Source organism: Longispora sp. NPDC051575 (assembly GCF_040681875.1).
Classification (GTDB): domain Bacteria; phylum Actinomycetota; class Actinomycetes; order Mycobacteriales; family Micromonosporaceae; genus Longispora.
In genome coordinates, this window is sequence record NZ_JBFAZP010000001.1 from 187,083 (window position 1) to 205,518 (window position 18,436).

Sequence of the window (18,436 nt, forward strand, 5' to 3'; positions counted from 1 at the left end):
TCCCGGGTTCCGTGGTGGCCGGGTCACGACGATCGCCCGCCGCGCGCTCCCCCTGCGGGTGGCGACGTTCACGAAACGTGGCGGGTTCCGACGGCTGGTGGGCGCGGCACGGCACCGGGGGCGTCGCGCAGGGTGCGCAGCGCCCGGGTGAACGCGCCGGCTCCCCCGCCGAGGGTCGCGAAGAACGCCCGGTCGCAGGCCTCGACCGCGACCACGGCCCGGTTGGCCAGGGCTTCGCCCTCGGGGGTCACGGCCAGGGCCCGGGCCCGGCGGTCCGTCGGGTGCGGCAGGCGGTGCACGAGATCCTGGGCCTCCAGGGCGCGCAGCACCTGGGAGGTCATCATCGGGTCGGTCGCGGCGTGGTCGGCCAGGTGCTTCTGGGTGACCGGCCCGTCGGTGGCCAGCCACGTCAACGACGCCAGCAGCACGAACTGGACGTGCGTCAGCCCGAACGGCTTCAGCGCCGCCCGCTGGGCCGCCTGCCAGCGGTGGGTGACCTGCCAGAGCAGCAGGCCGGGGCTGTCGGCGGCCTCGGGGAAGTCGGTGGCCAGCCGGCGGTCGTGCCCGGTCACGCCGCGCCGACCATGGCCGCCCGGATGGACCGGAAGTCCTCCCGGGTGAGTTCGAGCAGACCCCGGCGCAGCGCGTACCCCCAGTTCGGGTCGGCGGTCAGGTCGAGGTCCGCGAGGTCGTGGACAGGGGTCTCCGTCGGGTCCGGCACGTAGCGGATCCTACGGCGCCACGGCTGGAAGTCGCCCTCGTCGGCCTGCCAGATCTCGTCGTCGGCGACCACGCCGATCGCGGTGAACGCCCGGAGCGGGTCGCCGCCGCGCAGGCTCGTGCGGGGCGAGTAGTAGACCAGCCAGTCGCCGGCGGACAGCCGGGCCAGGCCGGTCCGTTTGCCGTGGCCGAGCTGGGCGATGCCGAGCGCGGTGCCCCGGAGCACGTGGTCGCGGCAGACGACGCCCAGCCAGAACCTCACGCGGCGCCCTGCCGCGCGGTGTCCGCGCCCCGGCCGGCCGCGACGGCGGCGAGGCGGTCCAGGTCGGCCTGGAGGCTGGCCTTGATGCCCTTGCCGAGCACCAGGTTCCACAGCCGGCCGAGCGGCCCGGTCAGGTCCACGGTCACGGCGACGCGCGTGCCGGCCGGGGTGCGTTCGACCAGGTGCCGGAACGTCAGCCGGGCGCCGAACAGCGTCGAGACGTCGGTGAACTCGCGGTCGGGCACGAGCGCCGCCACGACGAACCGCACCTTCGGGCCGCCCTTGGGCTTGAGCACGCCGGTGGCCCCGGGGACGAACGGGCCGTCGAGCCGGACCCAGTCGGTGTCGGTGTTCCATTCCGGCCAGGTGGCCATGTCGGCCCAGCGGTCGAAGAAGGCCGACGGGGCGGCCGGGGAGGTGACTTCTGCCTGCGCGATCATCATGAAACAACTATGCGCGCTTACTATCTTTCCGTCAAGTCGGGGGCCCGGGCCGCTCGACCCGGTGTCCCCGGCGCTGAGCCCGCGCGGGTCGCCGACTCCTCCCCTCTGCCCGGGCCCGGCACACAACCGAAGCGAAGGTCCGCCCGCGCGCCGTGGGGAGCGCGCGGGCGGACCGTGTGGTTCCTCGTACCCGTCAGAACTCGGTCTTGACCGTCACCCCGGAACAGGTGCCGACCGCGTGCAGGCTGACGTAGTGGGTGCCGGCCCGCGGGTTGCCGACGGTCAGCGTCTCGCTGTTGTTCGGGCCGGTCGAGCGGCTGGTGTAGCTGGTGGTGTACGCCCAGCTGCTGGAGTTGTAGTAGAGGTCGCAGTTGCCGGCACCCCCCGAGGAGGTGATCCGCAGTTGGGCGGTGCCGGCGGGGATCACGAGGTAGAAGTAGTCGTAGTTGCCGGTGGTCGCGCCCCGGTTGGTGCGCTGGCAGTTCTTGCCCAGGGTGCGGATGTCGCCGCCCGTGCACTCGGGCAGGCTGCCCGACCCGACGGTGACCGCGCGGCTACTGGTGCCGGTGGCCCCCTTGTTGTCGGTGACGGTCAGCGTGACCGTGTAGGTGCCGGCCGTGGTGTAGGCCTTCGTCGGGTTGGTGGCCGTGGACGTGGTGCCGTCGCCGAAGTTCCACGAACGCGACGAGATCGTGCCGTCGGAGTCCGTGGACCGGTCGGTCAGCGCGACGCTGAGCCCCGTGACCACCGCGTCGAACGCCGAGGTCGGCGGGATGTTGGTCGGGGTGCCGCCGCCGGCGCACGCCCCGGCCGCGCACGCGGTGAGCCAGGTGTTGAAGTCGGCGTCGTACCGGGTGCCGATCGTCGAGTTGTAGTAGTTGTAGCCGCCGGTGTAGTCCCCGGTGCGGAACTTGCCCAGGATGGTCAGCACGTCGGAACGGTGCTTCTCCAGCATGTAGCGCACCGCCAGGTAGCCCCAGTTGTAGGTCCGGGTCTGGTTCGTGTTGGCGTACGTGGTCTGGAACAGCGTGCTCAGCGCGTACCGGTGCGTGCCCGCCTCGGTGATAGCCGCCGTGTAGTCCTCGCCCCGGTAGCCGTAGGAGACGTACTCGGCGAAGCCCTCGATCCACCAGATGTCCGGGACGACCTGTCCGGCCCCGAAGTCGCCGTACATGTTGTAGCGGCCGTCCAGGTAGTGGGTGTACTCGTGGTTGAGGTTCCAGATCGCGAAGGTCGGGCGCATCCACTCGGCCTCGTAGGCGATGAACCGCGCCTGGTTGCCGACGACGGACGGGTCGCCCTCCAGGTACATGCCGCCGTTGTTCGTGTCGATGCCGAAGATGGCCCCGGCGTACATCTGGTAGTCGTCGCTGCTGTCGAACGCGACGATCTCGATGTTGGTGTTGCGGTCGTTGGCCACCGGGCCGGGGTCGGCGACGATGGCGTGGAAGTACGCGTCCTGGTTCTGCACGCTCGTGCACGTGGCGGCGAGTTCGGCGGCCGTCATCGACTGGGCGCGGATCGTGTGCCCCGGGTCGCAGACGTGCGTGATCGGCAGCGCGGCGGCCTTGAGCCGGTTCGCCAGGTCACAGATGCCGTAGTAGGAACACTGCGGCCGGTCGTAGAAGTCGGCCATGCCCGCCACGGCCACCCACAGCCGCGCCTTCGGCCCCGTCATCGCCGAGGCGGTGAGCAGCCCCTTGGCCAGCGGCCGGGTCTTCGCCTGCAACGCCGGGTACTGCAGGAACCGGCCCAGCTCCAGCCCCGCGTTGGAGTCCAGGATCGCCCAGTCCCCCGTGAGCAGGTCGAGGTGGTTCGCCGCGAAGGAGTACAACGCGTCCAGGATGCTCGGGTCGGCGGTCACGGCCGCGCCCAGCCGGGAGTCGTTGTGCCCCCGGAACAGCGCGACGTACACGTTGTTCGTCGCCCCGAGCATGTTCCGGTACGGCGAGTAGGTGCCCGTGTTGAAGGCGTTGAGCAGCCGCTTCAACGGCGCGAGGTACCGGGCCGCCTCCACCGTGCAGTTGATCAGGATCAGCGACTCCGACAGGATCGCCCCGTGCGCGTCGTTCACGTCGAGCAGGTGCGAGTTCGCGTAGAACGCGTCCAGGCCGGCCCGCATCGCGTTCTCCAGCGGCGCGCCGTACGGGATGGTGGGCTGGTTGCCCCACTGCACGTAGTAGCCGGCGTGCAGGAACAGCGCGAGCTGCTCCAGGCCGGCGGAGTTGGTGCCGTTGTAGGTGACGGCCGAGTCCCGGTACGCGTTGGCGACCGTGACCATCTGGGCCTCGCGGAACACGTCGTACACGGCGGTGCCGCTGAGCGAGAACAGGGTGTTGATGCAGGTGGTGGTGTTCGTCCGCACGTAGGTGACGAGCGCGGCGCCCGTCTTGGAGCCGAAGTCGGACGGGGCGCAGGCGGCGGCCGCGAGGCCGGCGTTCGCCGTCGACGGACGGGTGTCCGCCAGGGACGGCGGGAGTTCCGGCCGGGCCTTCTGGGTGCCGTGCGCGGGGGCGGTGCGGTCCGCGGTGGCGGTGGCCGCCGGCGGGGCCGGTGCGCGGGTACCGCCGGCCTCGATCCTGGTGGGGCCGGCCTGGGCGGGCGCGCTGGTCAGGGCCAGGCCCGTGACGAGGGCGGCCGTGGTGAGCAGGGCCAACAGGGTGCGTGTTCGGGTCGGTCTCGTTGTCACTGGGGTCTCCGAGAGGGGATCGGTCCGGCCCCGGTCGGCCGGTGCACGAAACGTAAGGTGTCACCCATCACGTCACAACCGTGCTTAGTGTCCTGTTCACCTCGGACAGCCCGAACCTTGCCGGGAGCCTAAGAGCGGTGCTCGTATGAGGTATCGGTGGGGCTGGATGGCCGGGTCGCCCTCGTCGTCGCCGGACAGGCCGACCTTCAGACCCCGCCACCGTCGGGGTCGGGGTCGGGGTTGAGGTCGCGGGCGGGTTGGGGTCGGGGTCCGGGGCGCGGGCGGGGCACGGTCGGGGTCGGGGTCGCGGGCGGGTTGGGGTCGGAGTCGGGGTCGGAGGCGCGGGCGCGGGCAGGGCGCGGTCGGGGTCGGGGTCGGTCTCAGGCGACCCGCGGATGGGCCTCCGGATTCGCCGCCCACCACGGCCCGTACACCGGGCTCCGCTCGGCGTGCTCCGTGTACACCCGCGCCGCCGCGAGGAACACCCGCTCCGCCACCGCCGCCGACACCCGCGACCGCCGCCACACCACCAGCAGCTGCCCGTACATCGGGTTCCCCGCCAGCCGCCGCACCGCCACCCCGGCAGTCGACAGCGACGTCGGCCCGACCAGCTCCACCGCCTGCCCGGACTCGATCAGCTGCCGGCCGCCCCCGCTCGGCACCTGGAACCGGACCCGGGGGTCGAACCCGGCCCGCCGGCACGCCGCCCGGAACTGGGCCAGCGTCCCGTCGTCGGCCCCGCACGGCCCGATCCACGCCTCCGCCGCCAGGTCCGCCAGCTCGATCTCCTCGCGCGCGGCGAGCGGATGGTCGGCGGACAGCGCCACACAGCACGGCGTCCGGGCCACGAACAGCCGGTGGGCCAGCTCCGGGACCGTCACCGCCTGCCGGTCCTCCGGGGTGCCGACCACCGCGATGTCGAGCCGGTCCTGGGCCAGCGCGTCGGACAACGCGGCGGCGGACGGGTCCACGTACAGCGTGACCTCGCGTTCCGGCAGCTCGGCGGCCACCTCCCACAGGATCGCCGCGTAGCACTCCATGTGCGGCAGTCCCAGCCGCAACGGCGCGGCCGGCCGCAGATCGCCCTGCGACAGGTCCCCGACGAAACCATCCAATTCGGCCAGTACCAGCCGGGCCCGGCGCACCGCGCGGTCCCCCAGCGGCGTCGGGACCACGCCGAGGCGGCTCCGCGCGAACAGCGCCCCGCCGAGGGAACGCTCGACGCGTTGCAGCAGGGCCGTCAGCGCGGGCTGCGACACGGCCAGGTGGCGGGCGGCGCGCGAGAGGCTCCCGGCTTCGGCGATCACGCAGATCGCGCGCAGGTGCCGTACCTCGAGATCCATAGACCAACGTTATACACGCCGGTATGACCGCGCGTCCCCGTCGCGTGCGAGGCTGCGGGTGCGCGCCGGCGGTGCCTGCACCGCGAGGTCGGCGGCGGTAGGGGTGAAGGCCGTCGGCGCGCGACAGCGGCTGTCACAGGGCCGCGAGCGCACGACGGCGGCTGTCACGGAGCCGCGGACACACGACAGCGGCGGCCGGCGCACGCCGGTGCCGGTCACGGGACGGGAGCGGGCACATGACGAACATCCTGCTCATCGACGAGGACACCGACCGCCGCCAGTCCACCGCCACGAACCTGACCGTCCGGGGGTACCACGTCTCGGCCCTCCCCCTGCACCACGTCGGCGAGGTACTGTCCGACCTGTCCCAACCCACCCACGGCCGCCCCGACGTCGTGGTCATGAACCCGTACGCGCACGGCGTCGACAGCCTCCTCGTCCTCCGCCTCGTCCGGCTCGCCTCGGGCCGCCCCGTCATCGTCTGCGCCGCCGGCCAGCCCGACGCCGAGGTCGTCCGGATGCTCGACGCGGGCGCCGACGGCTGCTGGACGGAACACGTGACCGCCGCACTGGTGGACGCCCAGGTCACGGCCGTCCTGCGCCGCGTACCGTGCCCGCCGCCGCCCCGGGCCCGGGTCGTGGGACAGCTGCACCTCGACGTCGGCGCCCGGGAGGCCTCGCTGCGGGGCGCTCCCCTGCACCTGACCCAGGCCGAGTTCGACCTGCTGGCGTGCCTGAGCGAACACCCGGGCCGGGTACTCCCCCGCGAACTGCTCGCCACCCGGCTCCGCCTGGACCGGCCGTCCCCCTCCTGCCGCAGTATCGACGTGTTGTTGTCGCGGTTGCGTTCCAAGCTCGGCGAGAGCGCCGCCCGGCCGCGCTATCTGCACAGTTCCCGGGGGTTGGGGGTGGCGCTGCGCGCGCCGGACGACGCGACGTCCCGGGGTCCGGCCAGCTGACGGGCGTCACCAGGTGCCTGGCCGGTCGGCCGGCGGTCGTCACCACGGACCCGTCGCACAGCTCCCCGCGGTCCCGTCGCGCTTCACCTCCCCCTCCGCGAGGGGCGAGCCGTAGGGGGCGTCGACCGCGAAATCGGTCCCGTTCGTGTCGTCGAGCGCCCTGGCCTCGTCGGCGGTGACCGCTCGGGCGTACAACCGGAAGGTCGTGGCCGTGTCGGCCGGGCCGCCGAAGCAGATCTTCGCCGACTCCCAGGTGCCGTCGGACTTGAACGTGACCGGCTGCCCGTAGTGGTACCGCCCGCCCGGGGGCTGCACGAAGATCACCGCGTGTTTCGTGGCCGGCTCGGGCCCGGTCCCCTTGACGATGGAGTACCAGTGCACGGGCGCGGACCGGTCGAAGGCGAACTTCGGGACCGGTGGCACGGTCGGAACCGGCGTCGGAACCGGGTTCGGCCATGTCGGCTGGACCGGTCCGGGTTGCGGGCCCGGCGCCGGGGGGCCGCTGGAGCCGGGGCCCGTGGCTGGCGGGGCGCTCGGCGGGAGCGGGGTCGCGGGCGCGGAACTGGCCGGGGGTGTGGTGGTGGTGGGCGGGGCGGCGCGCTGCATCCAGACCGGCACCACGGCGATGACGAGCAGGCCGAGGAACCCGCTGGGCACCAGCCACTTCAGCCACCGGACCCACGGCTTCTCGGGCGGCTGCGTCGCCGGGTTGTGGGGGTCGACCATGACTACCTCCCGCAGGCGGCACACTGGTCGTTCCATGGTGCCGCCGAGACGCCACACTGGACAGTCGCACTACCGACAGCCCACCACACACAAACCGCATTCGACGGGTACCCGGGGCCCACAGCCTGCCCTGGCGAGGTTGGGCGCCCGCCGGACGGGGAACTCCTGCCGGGGGACGCCTCCACCGGGTAGCCGAGGCCTCGGAGCCGGTCCACGGCGCGCCGGACGGTGCACGAGGACGGGCTCCCCGGGGCAGACCCGGTGGACGTGGAGGGTCGTGCGGGTGCGGGCTAGCGGGATCGCCCGACGAAGAACTCGGCGTTCGTCACCCGGCCGCTGAAGGCCGTCGCGGTGAAGGTCGTCGGTTCGGGGTGCAGGGTGACGCCGTTCTCGTCGAGCCGGGTCGGAGAGGTGAAACCCATGGCCATGCCCATCCGGCCGTCGCACCCGACGGTCATCGAGCCCAACTTCCGGGTTCCGCCCACCACCTCGACCCGCACCGTGCCACCGCCCTCACAGGCCGCCCACAGCCTGTAGGAGCCGCCGGGGAGCTCCAGCGGCGGGGCGCCCATCTCCCACGAGCCGGCGAACTCGAGCGCGAGCAGCCGATCACTGGCCTCGAACTCCGCCCGGGTCGGCATCCGGCCGTCCCGGCCACCGAGGGGTCCCGGCGCGCACATCTTCGCGCCGGATTCCAGCTCGACACACTCCCCCTCCGCCGGCCAGGCGTTCCGCGCTGTCGGCCACAGCGCGAGCCCGGCCACCACGGCCACCACGGCCGCGCAGACCGCCCACCACACGGCGCGCTGTCGACGGCGCGACGACTCGAGGGCATCCAGCATCGCTTCACAGTACGCACGGCGGCCACCGGGCACCGGCCGGTGCTGGCGCGGGCACCCGCGGGCCGGCGGCCGACACCGGGCGGACGGCCCGCGGGTGTGGACCCGAGGGAGCTTGATCGGAGACACCCCGAGATCCGGTGGCCACCCCCAACGGTGGGAACGACCCCGGGTCTCAACGACGGACCGGGCCTTCCGGTGCCCCGAATCGGGTCGCGTCGCAGATAGTGAAAAAGGACCCATCCGGTACGGCGTCGGCAACGAACCGAATCGGGCGACGCCCGCGCCCGTACCCCTCGGAGGTTCTTCATGCGTCTTCTGCGCCGCCGCCGGTCCGACCGGCAGTCCTGGTCGGCACTGGCCGACACCGCCCGCCGGGTCCTCGACGACCACCACCGCCTGGAGGACTCGGGGGTGTGCGCCGGCTGCGCGCACCATTTCGGCCGGTCGACCGTGTGGCCGTGCCCGGCCGTGGACCTCGCCCAGCTGACCCTGGCGCAGGAGGCCCGCCGGCGGTGACCCCGGCGTGACATCGACACCCTTGACTACCCCTTGCGGGGCGGATCCCCCTTGACGGGCCACTTCGGACGTGCGTACGGTTCGACCAATTTAGTAAACCTTCCTAAATGAACTCGGATCGCCTCCCCTCAGCGCACCGTCCGTCCCGGAAGGACCCACCCCTCATGCAACGCATCCGCTCCCTCGCCGCCGCGTCCGTGGTGGCCGCCGTCGCTGCCGCCAGCGCCGCGTTCCTGTCCGGCTCCGCGCCGGCCCAGGCCGCGCCCACCCCGCTGCCGGCGCACGTGTTCGCGCCGTACTTCGAGGCGTGGACCGGCGACAACCTCGCCACCCTGTCCCAGCAGTCCGGCGCGAAGTACCTGACGATGGCGTTCCTGCAGACCCAGACCAAGGGTTCCTGCACCGCCTACTGGAACGGCGACCCCGGCATGCCGATCGCCAACTCCACGTTCGGTGCCGACATCGCCGCCGTCCGGGCGACCGGCGGGGACGTCGTGCCGTCCTTCGGCGGGTACACGGCCGACCACAACGCCACCGAGATCGCCGACAGCTGCACCGACGTCAACGCCATCGCGGCGGTGTTCCAGAAGGTCGTCACCACCTACAACGTGACCCGGATCGACCTCGACATCGAGGACAACTCCCTGACGAACACCGCCGGCATCGACCGGCGCAACAAGGCCATCAAGCTCACCGAGGACTGGGCGGCGGCGAACGGCCGGACCGTGCAGTTCGTCTACACGCTGCCCACCACCACCCGGGGGCTCGCGGACAGCGGTCTGGCGGTCCTGCGCAACGCGGTCGCCAACAACGCCCGGATCGACATCGTCAACCTGATGACGTTCGACTACTACGACAACCAGCCGCACCAGATGGCCGAGGACACCAAGACGGCGGCCACGGGGCTGCACGCCCAGCTCCGGGCCCTGTACCCGTCGAAGTCCGCCACCGAGGTGTGGAACATGATCGGCGTCACCGAGATGATCGGCGTCGACGACTTCGGACCGGCCGAGACGTTCTACACCGCCGACGCGGTCACCGTGCTGAACTGGGCGCGGACCCAGGGCCTGGCCATGTTGTCCTTCTGGGCGCTGCAACGCGACAACGGCAGCTGCCCGGGCGGCGGGGCGGCCGACAACTGCTCCGGCATCCCGCAGACGACCTGGCAGTTCAGCCAGACGTTCGCGCCGTTCACGAGCGGCGGCACCACGCCGACCACGCAGCCTCCGACCACCGCGCCGCCGACCACCCGTCCGCCGACGTCGGCGCCGCCCACGACCCGGCCGCCCACGACCGCTCCGCCGACCAGTGTGCCGCCGAACCAGTGCACCGCGGCCGCCTGGAGCATCGCGACCGTGTACAACGGCGGGGCCCTGGTCTCGCACGCCAACCGGACGTGGAAGGCCGCCTGGTGGACCCAGGGCGAGACGCCGGGTACCGCCGCCGTGTGGCTCGACCAGGGCGCCTGCGGGACGCAGACCAGCGCGCCGCCCGGATCGTGCACGGTGGCCGCCTGGGTGTCCAGTCGGGCCTACAACGGCGGGACCGTGGTGTCGCACAACGGGCACCGGTTCCGGGCGAAGTGGTGGACGCAGGGCGAGACGCCCGGCGTGGCCGCCGTCTGGGAGGACCAGGGGGTCTGCAACTCCTAGATGGTGTGTGTCGATCGCCCGCTCCGCGCGTCGGGGCGGGCGATCTCCGTCCGCGCCGGGGTGGGCGGGGCACCACGCGGGCGGATCCGCGGTGGCGTCTCCCGGACCGTGGGAACCGTTCGGGCGTCCCGTTGCGATAGTGCGGTGTGACCACCCGACAGGAGGATCCGCGCGACGACGGGCAACTGCTCGCCGCCGTCGCGGACCACGACGCCCACGCCCTCGGCGTGCTCTACGACCGACACGCCGCCTGGCTGCTCCTGCGCCTGCGGCGACGCTGCACGGACCAGACCCTGATCGACGAGGTGCTCCAGGACACCTTCCTGTCCGTCTGGCGGGACGCCCGACGGTTCCGGGGCGGCGCCGTCGGCGCCTGGATCTGGACGATCGCCAGCCGCCGCCTCGTCGACGGCCTGCGCGCCTCGCACTCCCGGCACCGCCTGCTGGACCGGCTCCTGCGCCGGTCGAACCCGGTGGAGGCCTCCGCCGAGGACCAGGTGCTCGTCGGCCTCGCCCACAGCGACCTCGCACCGGCACTTAACCGGCTGTCGCCCGAGCTGCGCGCCGTGATCCAGGCGACCGTGCTCGACGGGCTGAGCACCGCCGAGGCCGCCGAGCTGCTCGGCATCCCCCGCAACACCGTCAAGACCCGGGCGATGCGCGCCCGGGTCCAACTCCGCCGGAGCCTGACATGAGCGCCCTCGAGGACTGGCACGTCGACGACGACCTGCTCGCGGCCTACGCCGTGGGCGACCTGCCCGCGGACCGCGCCTGGTCCGTCGAGGCCCACCTGCCCGACTGCGCGCGGTGCCGGGCGGGCGCGACCCGCCTGGTGGATCCCGCCCGGCTGTCCCGGCTGCGGGCCGACCTGGTCGCGGCGGTGGACGTCCGGCACCGGCCGGGCGAGGCGCTGCTGACCCGGGTGGGGGTGCCGGAGCACACGGCGCGGCTGCTCGGCGCGACCCCGGCCCTGCGGCTGTCGTGGTTGACGGCCGTGATCGGTCTGCTCGCGACGGCGGTCCTCGCCGCCTACGCCTGGGAGGGCCCGGGTGCCGGCCTGGTGTTCCTGGCCGTCGCGCCGGTGCTGCCGGTGCTCGGGGTCGCGGCGGCGTTCGGCCGGGGTGTCGACCCGACCTACGAGCTCACGCTGACCGCCCCGATCAATGGGTTCCGGCTGTTGCTGCTGCGGACCACCGCCGTGCTCGCCAGCACCGTCGCGATCGCCGTCGTGGGCGCGTGCACCCTGCCGGGGCCGGCGCCGACCGCGCTCGCGTGGCTGTTGCCGGCCCTGGCCCTGACCGCCCTGACCCTCGCCCTGTCCTCGGTGATCGCCGCGCCCGTTGCCGGGGCCGCCGTCTGCGCGGGCTGGCTCTGGCTGGTCGTGTCGGCCGAGTCCCGGCTGTCCACCGGCCCCGGCCAGGGCGGGCTCGTCCTGCTCGCCGTCGGGGCCGCCCTCGTCGTCTACCTGCGCCGCGCCCGGTTCGACACCGGTCCGGCGACCCGCACCACCCCCGATCCGGAGGCCACCCCATGACCAGCCCGTCCGTCGCCGTCCGAGGCGTCGATGTCCAGTTCGGCCGGACGCACGCGCTCCGCGACGTCACCTTCGGCCTGCACCCCGGCGTGACCGGCCTCCTCGGCCCCAACGGCGCCGGCAAGACCACCCTGCTCCGGCTCCTGGCCACGGCCACCCCGGTGCCGCGCGGCGAGATCCTGGCCCTCGGCCACGACGCGTCCACCGCCGCCGGGCGGCTCGCGATCCGCCGCCGCCTGGGCTACCTGCCCCAGGATCCCGGCTTCCACCGGCACTTCACGGCCTTCGAGTTCGTCGACTACGTGGCGATCCTCAAGGAGCACACCCGCCGCCGCGCCCGGCACGACGAGGTCCGCCGGGTGCTCGACCTGGTCGGTCTCGCCGACGTCCGGCACAAGAAGATCAAGGCGTTGTCGGGCGGGATGCGCCGCCGGGTGGGCCTCGCCCAGGCCCTGCTCGGCGAGCCGGCGCTGCTCCTGCTCGACGAGCCGACCAACGGCCTGGACCCGGAGCAGCGGATGCGGTTCCGGGAGCTGCTGTCCGACCTCGGCCAGAGCCGCACCGTCGTGCTGTCCACCCACCAGACCGAGGACGTGGCGGCCGTGTGCCAGCGGATCGTGGCACTGCACAAGGGCACGATCTGTTTCACGGGTACGCCGGAGGAGCTGCGCGGCAGGGCCCACGGCCACGTCTGGGTCGGCACCGAGCGCGCGCCGGGCGCCTGGGCGTCGTGGCGCACGGGGGCCGGCGGTCACCGCAGTGTCGGGGCGACCGCGCCCCCGGACGGCGTCCCCGTCGAACCGACCCTCGAGGACGGCTACCTGCTCCTGCTGGGCGACCCGGGCGTGACCGCGTGACCGCCGCGCTGGCCAGGGTGGAGACCTGGCGGCTGCTCCGGCACCCGTTCGTGCTGGTCGGGCTCGTGCTGAGCTGCTGGTTGCTGTGGCGGGAGATCACCGCGAACCGGCCCGTCCTGCACTTCCTCGACCTGGCGACCCCCACCGCCCTGATGCCGCTCGCCGGGGCGGCCCTCGTCGCGGCGAACCTCGCGACCCTGCGCGCCCGCCGGGACCACGCCGAGGACCTGTACGCGACCATGCCCGGCCGGCCGGTGCCCCGGGTCGCCGCGCACCTGGCGGCACTCCTCCCCGTGGCCCTGGTGGCCGTCGCGCTCGTGGCGGCGGGCGTGGCGTGGGCGGCCTCGGATCCGTACGCGGTCGGCACCCCCAGCCTCCTCGAACTGGCGGCCGGCCCGGTCGTCGTCCTGCTCGCCGGGACATTGGGCGTCGCGCTCGGCCGGCTCGTGCCGGTCCCGGTCGCCGGACCGCTGGCGCTCGTCGGCTGGCTGCTGGTCAGCATGGTCGTGTTCGCGATCGGCCCCGCGATCGGCCCCGGTGTGCTCTGGTTCTCCGCCCTGGTCCCGGACTTCCGCCCCGACGCCCCGCCGTCCGGCGTGGTCCTCGCCAGGCCGGCCGGGTGGCACCTGGTCTACCTCCTGGCGCTCGCGGCCGGGCTCGCCGCGCTGACCGTGGCCCGGGTCGGCGCCCGCAGGTCGGGGCTCGGCGGGTTCGCGGTGGCCCTCGCGGTCGTCCTCGCGGCGGGCGTGGCGCAGGCCGGCGCCGCCCCGGGCAGCGCGGCGGGCGACGCCCGGGTCGCGACCGCCGAGGCGGCGCTGCGGCAGAACTGCCAGGCCCACGAGTCGGTCACCTACTGCGCGTACCCCGGGTTCGAGGTCCGCGTGCCGCTCTGGCGCGACGTGGTCCGCCGGGTCCGGGACCGGGTGCCGGCCGCCGCCGCGAGTGCCCCGCTCCGGGTCGTCCAGCAGGCCCAGCACTGGGACGCCGCGTCGTCCGGCGCGACGGGCAGGCTGCCGTCGAACGGACCCGAGGATCCGGTGGTGGTGCCCGTGTCCTGGCCCGCCGGCGATACCGCGGGCTTCGAACGGCTCCGCCTCGGCATCGCGGTGGCCCAACGGTCCCTGGCCCTGCCGGCCCTGGGCACCGCCGGCCGCGAGGGGTGCCGCCCGGCGGCCGGCGGCGGGGTGGCGCTGTGGCTGGCCGCCGTGGCCGACCCGGGGGCGGCGGCCGCGTTGCGTGCGGACCTGAAGGACCTCCGCGACGCCGGCCCCGGCCTGCTCTATGTGAACTCGTCGCACAGTTCCCTCTCCGACTTCACGTGGGGCCGCGCCGAGGGCGAACAGGCGGTGCTGCTCCTCGACCGACCCGAGGCCGAGGTGCGCGGACTCGTGGCCGACCACTGGGCCCTGCTCGCCGCGCCCGCCGGCACCCTGGCCCAGGCGGCGACCGCACTCAGCCTTCCGGCCCCGGCATGCTGACCCCGGCCCTGCTGTGGCCGACCGCCCGGTCCGTCCGGTGGTGGCCGGTCCTCGTCCCGCCCCTGGCCGGCGTCGCGCTCCTCCAGCTGGTGCTGGACCCCGACGACCCGCTCGACGGAACCGGTCTGGTCCGGCTGCTGCGCGTCGTCACGGTCCTCGCCGCCGTGGGGCTCGCGTTCCTGCTCGACGACCCGAGCAGCCCCACGGTCGCGCCCGTCCCGGTGTCGCTGCTCCGCCGCCGGGCGACCCGGCTGGCCCTGGCCTGCCCGGCCGTGGCCCTGTGGTGGCTCGGCGTGGTGGCCAGCGTCCGATTGTGGCTGCCCGACACCCCGTGGCCGGTAGCAGCGCTGACCCTGGAGGCGGCCACCGTCGCCGTGGTCGGGTGCGCGGCGGCGGCCCTGGCCGGTCGCCGGTCGTCCGAACGTCGCGGGGCGGTGTTCGCCGCCCCGGCGGTGCTCGCGCTGGTCGGGCTCACGACGGTGCTGCCGGAGCCGGTGGCGCTGCTCGTCGCGCCGGACGATCCGGGGTGGGCGGCGGGCCACGTGCGGTGGTTCTTCGTGCTGTGCGTCGCGGTCGTCTGCTTCCTGGCGGCGAGTCGGGACCCGGCGCGTCGCTGACACCGCCGCCCGACGGAGGCCGTGGCTCGCCCGCCACCTCCGCTCAGCCCCTACCGAAGCCGGGCGAGGCGCTCACACCGCTGTGCAACGGGGTCGGCGACGCACCTGCCAGCTCCACCCGTGACCGGGCCTGGCACCGACACCGTTGCGCGGGGACTACAGCTCCTGGCTGTCGCGGTCAGGAGCGCGGAAGCCGACGTCCCCGTCGGTCCGCCCGCGCGCCCGCAGACGAGGTCCTCGGCGAGCGGCGCCTGGGTGCGACACGAAAGCTCGACGACGGGCCACCCGTGACTCGTGGTGCCCCGGGCGCGGCACTGTGGCAACCCGGACGCGACGTCGTGAAACTGTGGCGTCCCGGGTGCGGCACCGTGGAACCGTGCCGCACCCGGGACTGTTCGGCACCGCGTAAGGATGCCGACACTTTCTCATCGCGCGCCGCAAAGGACACGGGAAACATCTACGGGGAAACAATTCCCGGCGGCCGTTCACCCATTCCGGAAAAGGAATAGCCGCCCTTTCCCCTGTTCCGGGTGGGCGGCCGTCGCGCTGTCGGGCGCTAGCCGGGCCACCGGCCCAGGACGTGCTGCTCAAGGATCCGGTGCCACGCCGCGACGGGAGCGTTCCACCCGCGAACGGGAGCATTCCGCCCGGGAGCGAGAGTGACGAACCGCCGAGCAATCCGCCGTATCATCGCGTACCCCTCAATGGGCTTTGTTTCCTGGTGTTGAAAGAACAGTACGGCCGCCCCGTGGCGGCCGGCAACGCGATTTCACGGCCAATGGGCGGGCCTACACGGTCCGCCCACTGTGGTCGGCCGGCTCAGAACGGCAGGCGTTCGGAGATGGCGATCAGGTTGCCCTCCGAGTCGTGCAGCCAGGCGCCCTTCCCGTTGGCGTCCGTCACGATGCTGCCCTCGGTCTTGAACCCGGGCAGGTCGTACTCCTCGAACTGGACGCCGTGGGATTTCATGCCCCGCACCTCGGCCTCGACGTCCTCCACCTCGAAGGAGACCTGGGTGTGGGTGCCGCTCGGCTTGCCGCTCGACGTGAACAGGAAGACCTTGGTGCCCTCCGCCATGTCGTAGACCACCCCGCCGTCGACCTCCTGGGCCGGCTTGAGCCCGAGGTTCTCCGCGTACCAGCTCTTCGCCCGCTCCAGGTCCGATGCCGGCAGGGTCGCGAAGCCGCGTCCGGTAACCGTCATGTGAATCGCCCCATTTCATCCGTATTGGGCCTTATTTGAATCCTACTCGCGTCCGGGGCGCTGGCGGCGCGCGTCAGAAGTCTGTAACCAGTTTCGAACACTCCCCCGGCAGGGCGGGCCGGTCGGGAGTGGAGCCCGGACCGCGACGAGAACCGGGGAGCCGTTCCCACGGTCAACCGATCAAACACCCTTCATCGGGTACCGTGGCCCGCCGTCCACGCCAGCAGCTCCGCCACCGGCCACGTGTTGACGATCCGGTCGGCGCGCACCCCGCACCGGGCCGCCCGCTCGCACCCGCCGCGCAGCCAGTCGAGCTGCCCCGGCGCGTGCGCGTCGGAGTCCACCGCGAACAGGCAGCCGGCCTCCTCCGCCAACCGGAGCAGCCGCTTGGGCGGGTCGAGCCGGTCCGGCCGCGCGTTGACCTCCACGGCGACCCCGTGCTCGGCGCAGGCCGCGAACACCGCCGGCGCGTCGAACTCGCTCGGCGGCCGGGTCCGGCCACCCGCCCGGGCGGAGTCCGCGCGCACGATCCGGCCGGTGCAGTGCCCGAGGATGTCGACGTGCGGGTTGGCCACGGCCGCGAGCATCCGGGGCGTGAGCAGCTCCGACGGGTCCCGCAGCCGGCTGTGCAGGCTCGCGACGACCACGTCGAGGCGGCCGAGGAGCTCGTCGGTCTGGTCCAGGGTGCCGTCCGCGTTGATGTCGACCTCGATGCCGGTGAGGATCCGGAAGCCGGGCGGCACGGTCGCGTTCAGGGCCGCGATCAGGTCCAGCTGCTCGGCCAGCCGGTCCGCCGACAGCCCCCGGGCGACCGTCAGGCGCGGCGAGTGGTCCGTGACGACCAGGTACTCCCGGCCCAGCGCGATCGCCGCCGCCACCATCTCCCCGATCGGGGCGCCGCCGTCCGACCAGTCCGAGTGGGTGTGGCAGTCGCCGCGCAGCGCCGCCACGAGGGCCGAGGTCGCCTCGTCGAGCGGGGTGTCGGCCGTGGCCAGCAGCCGGCGCAGGTAGACCGGTTCCTCCCCCGCGAGCGACTCGGCCACGCAGCGGGCGGTGACCTCCCCGATCCCCGGCACCTTCGTCAGCGTGCCGTCGGCCGCGCGCCGGGCCACCTCGTCGGCCGGGAGCGCACCGACGGCGTCGGCGGCCTTGCGGAATGCCCTGACCCGGTACGCCGCCTCCCCCGCCCGTTCCAGCGCGAACGCGATCGCCCGCAGGTCGGCCACGGCGTCCCGAGCTGTCATGGCGGCCCCCTCCGGTCCCCCCGGCCCGCGCCCGACGCCGGCCGTCCACCTCCCCGAGCGTGCCACCCGCGCGACGTTCCGTGGCGGGAACGGGCCGGAGCCGCACCCGGCCGACAGGGGTACCACGCGTCGCGGGAATGTCGCAGGCCTCGTCTAGGGTGCCGGGCATGGAGGTCCATCACGAAGTCGCGGTCATCGTCCTCACCGACCGGGCCGGGCGGGTGCTGATGCAGCACCGTGGGCCCGACAAGCGCGTGGAACCGGAACGGTGGGGGCCGCCGTGCGGGCTGGTCGAGCCCGGGGAGGACGCCCTGACCGCCGCCCACCGCGAGTTGCTGGAGGAGGCCGGGCTGACCGCCGCGCTGAAGCCCTGTCGGGTGGTGGAGCAGGTCGTCGCGGGCGGCACCGGGGTCCGGTTCCACGTGTTCGAGGGCAGCACCGACGCCCGCCAGGAGGACGTCGTCCTCGGTGAGGGGCTGGCGATGGAGTTCCTGACCCGTGCGGAGTTCGGGACCAGGGAGCTGGTCAGCAACATCCGGGCGTTGCTCGGCCAGGAGTGACGGCACGGCCGACCATGGCCCGGGGCTCCGGGCCCCGGCCGGCCTCCGGGGCGCTACTCCAGAAGACGCACGGTGTCGCGCACCAGCGCGTACAGGCTGGCGGAGAAGAGCCCGACCAGGCCGGCACGGGCGACCCAGAGCGCCGCCGCACGGGCGCGCGCCGGGAGTGCCCACTCGCCGAGCAGCCAACCGGCCACCAGGACGGCCAGCACGGGGGCGAGGGGAATCCACAGGAGCAGGGGCGCCAGCGTCAGGACCCGACGGCCGCGCGCGAAGGGACCGTCCGGTGCGAGCCAGCGCTCCGCCAGTACGGTGAGCAGCGCCGCGTAGATCCCGGGGATCGCCACGAACACGGCGACGGCGAACAGCGGCGGCCGGAGCAGGATGAAGTCGACCCCGTCGACATGGACGACCATCGAACCGACGACGATCGCCGGCCCCAGCGACAGGGACAGCGCCCGGAACCATCGGGGACCGAACGCCACCTGGCGCAGTACCAGGTAGATCCCGCCGCCCAGGGCGCCGATCAGGGTCGTGGCGACCAGCAGGTTCGCCGTTCCCGACGGCGTGAACTGGCCGATCCGGAACCCGTCGTCGCTGATCACGCCGGTGGCGGTGGGGTTCATCGCCGCGAGCAGCCCCATGGCGAGCCGGCCGCCCACGCCGCCGACGAGCAGGCCGAGCAGGGCGCCGGCGGCGGTCGACGCGGACAGCCGGCGGGCCGCCCGCCCGGCCGCCGGGCCCCAGCGCGAACCGCCCGCGGACAGCTGTGTTCCCATCTCCACATCATG

General features: G+C 73.8%; 19 protein-coding genes. 9 read left to right on the forward strand and 10 right to left on the reverse strand.

Features of this window, described 5'->3' with window-relative positions; all coding sequences use genetic code 11:
* Nucleotides 1-68: 68 nt before the first annotated feature.
* The 5 genes from AB0M43_RS00815 to AB0M43_RS00835 all read right to left on the reverse strand — a co-directional run bounded on the left by AB0M43_RS00815 (nucleotide 69) and on the right by AB0M43_RS00835 (nucleotide 5,457).
* The gene (locus AB0M43_RS00815) at nucleotides 69-572 is read right to left on the reverse strand and encodes a MarR family transcriptional regulator (protein ID WP_363719837.1); all 504 of its coding nucleotides are present in this window, start codon (nucleotides 570-572) and stop codon (nucleotides 69-71) included.
* A complete protein-coding gene (locus tag AB0M43_RS00820; RefSeq protein ID WP_363719839.1) occupies nucleotides 569-982 on the reverse strand; it encodes an EVE domain-containing protein in 414 nt (137 codons plus the stop codon). The genes AB0M43_RS00815 and AB0M43_RS00820 overlap by 4 nt, the downstream gene beginning before the upstream one ends.
* Complete coding sequence (locus tag AB0M43_RS00825; RefSeq protein ID WP_363719841.1) at nucleotides 979-1,425, reverse strand: SRPBCC family protein; 447 nt, start codon at nucleotides 1,423-1,425, stop codon at nucleotides 979-981. Before AB0M43_RS00825 ends, AB0M43_RS00820 begins: the two co-directional genes overlap by 4 nt.
* Before the next feature lie 193 nt (nucleotides 1,426-1,618).
* A complete protein-coding gene (locus tag AB0M43_RS00830) occupies nucleotides 1,619-4,114 on the reverse strand; it encodes a collagenase (protein ID WP_363719843.1) in 2,496 nt (831 codons plus the stop codon).
* A 380-nt stretch (nucleotides 4,115-4,494) separates the two neighbouring features.
* Nucleotides 4,495-5,457, reverse strand: coding sequence for a LysR family transcriptional regulator (locus tag AB0M43_RS00835; RefSeq protein WP_363719845.1), 963 nt, complete (start codon nucleotides 5,455-5,457; stop codon nucleotides 4,495-4,497).
* Between the two features lie 236 nt (nucleotides 5,458-5,693).
* Here AB0M43_RS00835 and AB0M43_RS00840 point away from each other — a divergent pair, with 236 nt between their 5' ends.
* A complete protein-coding gene (locus AB0M43_RS00840; RefSeq protein ID WP_363719847.1) occupies nucleotides 5,694-6,416 on the forward strand; it encodes a response regulator transcription factor in 723 nt (240 codons plus the stop codon).
* Nucleotides 6,417-6,455: 39 nt separating this feature from the next.
* On the opposite strand, the gene AB0M43_RS00845 is transcribed toward AB0M43_RS00840, so the two are convergent.
* Together AB0M43_RS00845 and AB0M43_RS00850 are read right to left on the reverse strand one after the other, a co-directional pair.
* Nucleotides 6,456-7,142: a hypothetical protein gene (locus tag AB0M43_RS00845; protein WP_363719849.1), complete on the reverse strand. Its 687-nt coding sequence runs from the start codon at nucleotides 7,140-7,142 to the stop codon at nucleotides 6,456-6,458.
* 290 nt (nucleotides 7,143-7,432) lie between these two features.
* Nucleotides 7,433-7,984 (reverse strand): hypothetical protein, encoded by a 552-nt coding sequence (locus AB0M43_RS00850; protein WP_363719851.1) that lies wholly within the window; start codon nucleotides 7,982-7,984, stop codon nucleotides 7,433-7,435.
* Between the two features lie 306 nt (nucleotides 7,985-8,290).
* On the opposite strand from AB0M43_RS00850, the gene AB0M43_RS00855 reads away from it, so the two are divergent.
* From AB0M43_RS00855 to AB0M43_RS00885, 7 genes are all read left to right on the forward strand, one after another.
* Entirely contained in the window at nucleotides 8,291-8,500 is a 210-nt protein-coding gene (locus tag AB0M43_RS00855) for a hypothetical protein (RefSeq protein WP_363719853.1), read from the forward strand.
* 164 nt (nucleotides 8,501-8,664) lie between these two features.
* Nucleotides 8,665-10,152, forward strand: coding sequence for a carbohydrate-binding protein (locus tag AB0M43_RS00860; protein ID WP_363719855.1), 1,488 nt, complete (start codon nucleotides 8,665-8,667; stop codon nucleotides 10,150-10,152).
* A 146-nt stretch (nucleotides 10,153-10,298) separates the two neighbouring features.
* Nucleotides 10,299-10,847: an RNA polymerase sigma factor gene (locus AB0M43_RS00865; protein ID WP_363719857.1), complete on the forward strand. Its 549-nt coding sequence runs from the start codon at nucleotides 10,299-10,301 to the stop codon at nucleotides 10,845-10,847.
* Nucleotides 10,844-11,686, forward strand: a complete 843-nt coding sequence (locus AB0M43_RS00870; RefSeq protein WP_363719859.1) for a zf-HC2 domain-containing protein — start codon at nucleotides 10,844-10,846, stop codon at nucleotides 11,684-11,686. The genes AB0M43_RS00865 and AB0M43_RS00870 overlap by 4 nt, the downstream gene beginning before the upstream one ends.
* Nucleotides 11,683-12,543 carry an ATP-binding cassette domain-containing protein gene (locus tag AB0M43_RS00875; RefSeq protein WP_363719862.1) on the forward strand — a complete coding sequence of 287 codons (861 nt, stop codon included), beginning with the start codon at nucleotides 11,683-11,685 and terminating at the stop codon, nucleotides 12,541-12,543. Before AB0M43_RS00870 ends, AB0M43_RS00875 begins: the two co-directional genes overlap by 4 nt.
* The gene (locus AB0M43_RS00880) at nucleotides 12,540-14,021 is read left to right on the forward strand and encodes a hypothetical protein (RefSeq protein ID WP_363719864.1); all 1,482 of its coding nucleotides are present in this window, start codon (nucleotides 12,540-12,542) and stop codon (nucleotides 14,019-14,021) included. The genes AB0M43_RS00875 and AB0M43_RS00880 overlap by 4 nt, the downstream gene beginning before the upstream one ends.
* Nucleotides 14,015-14,638 (forward strand): hypothetical protein, encoded by a 624-nt coding sequence (locus AB0M43_RS00885; RefSeq protein WP_363719866.1) that lies wholly within the window; start codon nucleotides 14,015-14,017, stop codon nucleotides 14,636-14,638. The genes AB0M43_RS00880 and AB0M43_RS00885 overlap by 7 nt, the downstream gene beginning before the upstream one ends.
* A gap of 819 nt (nucleotides 14,639-15,457) precedes the next feature.
* On the opposite strand, the gene AB0M43_RS00890 is transcribed toward AB0M43_RS00885, so the two are convergent.
* Both AB0M43_RS00890 and AB0M43_RS00895 read right to left on the reverse strand, forming a co-directional pair.
* Entirely contained in the window at nucleotides 15,458-15,841 is a 384-nt protein-coding gene (locus AB0M43_RS00890) for a VOC family protein (protein WP_363719867.1), read from the reverse strand.
* A gap of 191 nt (nucleotides 15,842-16,032) precedes the next feature.
* Nucleotides 16,033-17,085, reverse strand: a complete 1,053-nt coding sequence (locus AB0M43_RS00895; protein ID WP_363719869.1) for a PHP domain-containing protein — start codon at nucleotides 17,083-17,085, stop codon at nucleotides 16,033-16,035.
* A gap of 167 nt (nucleotides 17,086-17,252) precedes the next feature.
* Between AB0M43_RS00895 and AB0M43_RS00900 the strand changes: the two genes are divergently transcribed.
* Complete coding sequence (locus AB0M43_RS00900) at nucleotides 17,253-17,645, forward strand: NUDIX hydrolase (protein WP_363719871.1); 393 nt, start codon at nucleotides 17,253-17,255, stop codon at nucleotides 17,643-17,645.
* Between the two features lie 53 nt (nucleotides 17,646-17,698).
* Here AB0M43_RS00900 and AB0M43_RS00905 read toward each other — a convergent pair whose 3' ends face one another.
* The gene (locus tag AB0M43_RS00905) at nucleotides 17,699-18,424 is read right to left on the reverse strand and encodes a hypothetical protein (protein WP_363719873.1); all 726 of its coding nucleotides are present in this window, start codon (nucleotides 18,422-18,424) and stop codon (nucleotides 17,699-17,701) included.
* Nucleotides 18,425-18,436: the final 12 nt, after the last annotated feature.

Coding starts and splice junctions, on each gene's coding strand:
- AB0M43_RS00840 (WP_363719847.1), top strand. CDS start 5,694: ATGACGAACATCCTGCTCATCGACGAGGACACCGACCGCCGCCAGTCC.
- AB0M43_RS00905 (WP_363719873.1), bottom strand. CDS start 18,424: ATGGGAACACAGCTGTCCGCGGGCGGTTCGCGCTGGGGCCCGGCGGCC.
- AB0M43_RS00875 (WP_363719862.1), top strand. CDS start 11,683: ATGACCAGCCCGTCCGTCGCCGTCCGAGGCGTCGATGTCCAGTTCGGC.
- AB0M43_RS00895 (WP_363719869.1), bottom strand. CDS start 17,085: ATGACAGCTCGGGACGCCGTGGCCGACCTGCGGGCGATCGCGTTCGCG.
- AB0M43_RS00885 (WP_363719866.1), top strand. CDS start 14,015: ATGCTGACCCCGGCCCTGCTGTGGCCGACCGCCCGGTCCGTCCGGTGG.
- AB0M43_RS00845 (WP_363719849.1), bottom strand. CDS start 7,142: ATGGTCGACCCCCACAACCCGGCGACGCAGCCGCCCGAGAAGCCGTGG.
- AB0M43_RS00850 (WP_363719851.1), bottom strand. CDS start 7,984: ATGCTGGATGCCCTCGAGTCGTCGCGCCGTCGACAGCGCGCCGTGTGG.
- AB0M43_RS00825 (WP_363719841.1), bottom strand. CDS start 1,425: ATGATGATCGCGCAGGCAGAAGTCACCTCCCCGGCCGCCCCGTCGGCC.
- AB0M43_RS00870 (WP_363719859.1), top strand. CDS start 10,844: ATGAGCGCCCTCGAGGACTGGCACGTCGACGACGACCTGCTCGCGGCC.
- AB0M43_RS00835 (WP_363719845.1), bottom strand. CDS start 5,457: ATGGATCTCGAGGTACGGCACCTGCGCGCGATCTGCGTGATCGCCGAA.
- AB0M43_RS00860 (WP_363719855.1), top strand. CDS start 8,665: ATGCAACGCATCCGCTCCCTCGCCGCCGCGTCCGTGGTGGCCGCCGTC.
- AB0M43_RS00900 (WP_363719871.1), top strand. CDS start 17,253: ATGGAGGTCCATCACGAAGTCGCGGTCATCGTCCTCACCGACCGGGCC.
- AB0M43_RS00890 (WP_363719867.1), bottom strand. CDS start 15,841: ATGACGGTTACCGGACGCGGCTTCGCGACCCTGCCGGCATCGGACCTG.
- AB0M43_RS00855 (WP_363719853.1), top strand. CDS start 8,291: ATGCGTCTTCTGCGCCGCCGCCGGTCCGACCGGCAGTCCTGGTCGGCA.